Origin of the sequence: Halorubrum sp. AD140, assembly GCF_034497445.1 — an archaeon.
Taxonomy (GTDB): domain Archaea; phylum Halobacteriota; class Halobacteria; order Halobacteriales; family Haloferacaceae; genus Halorubrum.
In genome coordinates this window covers 1-1,018 of the sequence record NZ_JAXRUU010000351.1, presented here as the reverse complement: position 1 = coordinate 1,018, position 1,018 = coordinate 1, and the positions used below count along the sequence as shown (strand labels likewise).

Sequence of the window (1,018 nt, the reverse complement as noted above, 5' to 3'; positions counted from 1 at the left end):
AGTAGACGCCCTCGGTGTTCTCGCGGAGGAACACCACGTCCGTCTCCGGCCGGAGCGCGTCCACGCCGGGGTACGCCTTCGCGGGGCGGACGTTGACGAACGAGTCCACGGCGTCCCGGAGCGGGAGGATGACGTCGGCGGCGGTCTCGCCTGCCGCGCCGAACAGCGTCGCGTCCGCCTCGGCGACGCGCTCGTACGTCCGCTGCGGGAGCGCCTCGCCCGTTCGCTCCTTCACCGCGTCGCCGGCGTCGGCGGAGGCGAACGCGAGGTCGAGGTCGAACGCCTCCAACACCTCGACGGCGGCCGGCACGACCTCGCGGCCGATGCCGTCGCCCTCGATGACGACGATCTCGTCGGACATCCGGTCAGTCGTCCCCCTCGACGTACGGGAGGTCGGCGACCGTCTCGTCGACTTTGCTGCGGTTCGAGTACATCAGCGCAGTCGTGTCCCAGATCCCCTCGACTAAGGCCTCCCGCATCGCGTCGTCGACCTCGACGTCGATCGTCTCGTCGCCGTAGGTGACGGTCTCGCCCTCGACATCGATGTCGATGTGACCCTCGGGGTTCGCCTCGATCCACTCCTGAAGCGCCACCACGGTCTCGTGGTCCGCGGTGACGGCGGGGATGCCGAGCGACTTGCAGTTGTCGCGGAAGATCTCGGCGTAGGACTCGCCGACGACCCCGTCGACGCCCCAGCGCATCATCGCCTGCGGGGCGTGCTCGCGGGAGGAGCCGCAGCCGAAGTTGGAGTTGACGACCGCGATCGACGCTCCCTCGAAGCGGTTGAGGGGGTGGTCGTTGAACTCGCCGTCCTCGTCGCGCCGGGCGTCGTAGAAGAGGTAGTCCGCCATGTTGTCGAACGTGACCTCCTTCATGAACTGCGCCGGCAGGATCTGGTCGGTGTCGACGTCGTCGCCCGGGATCGGCACGCCTGTTCCCGACACCTCGGTGATGTGCTGATCGCCGCCCGCGCTGGCGTCGGGGGCCATTAGTCGGCCACCTCGTCGACGCCGCCGGC

At 69.3% G+C, this 1,018-nt stretch carries 2 protein-coding genes; both read right to left on the bottom strand.

Annotated features, from left to right (window positions below; all coding sequences use genetic code 11):
- The coding region (locus U4E84_RS18785; protein WP_322533562.1) for an isocitrate/isopropylmalate family dehydrogenase at positions 1-361 on the bottom strand (361 nt) is incomplete at its 3' end.
- 4 nt (positions 362-365) lie between these two features.
- Positions 366-989, bottom strand: coding sequence for a 3-isopropylmalate dehydratase small subunit (leuD, locus tag U4E84_RS18780; RefSeq protein ID WP_322533561.1), 624 nt, complete (start codon positions 987-989; stop codon positions 366-368).
- Between the last annotated feature and the right edge of the window lie 29 nt (positions 990-1,018).

Excerpts from the sequence above, each read along its gene's own strand:
- leuD (WP_322533561.1), bottom strand. The coding sequence starts at position 989 with ATGGCCCCCGACGCCAGCGCGGGCGGCGATCAGCACATCACCGAGGTG.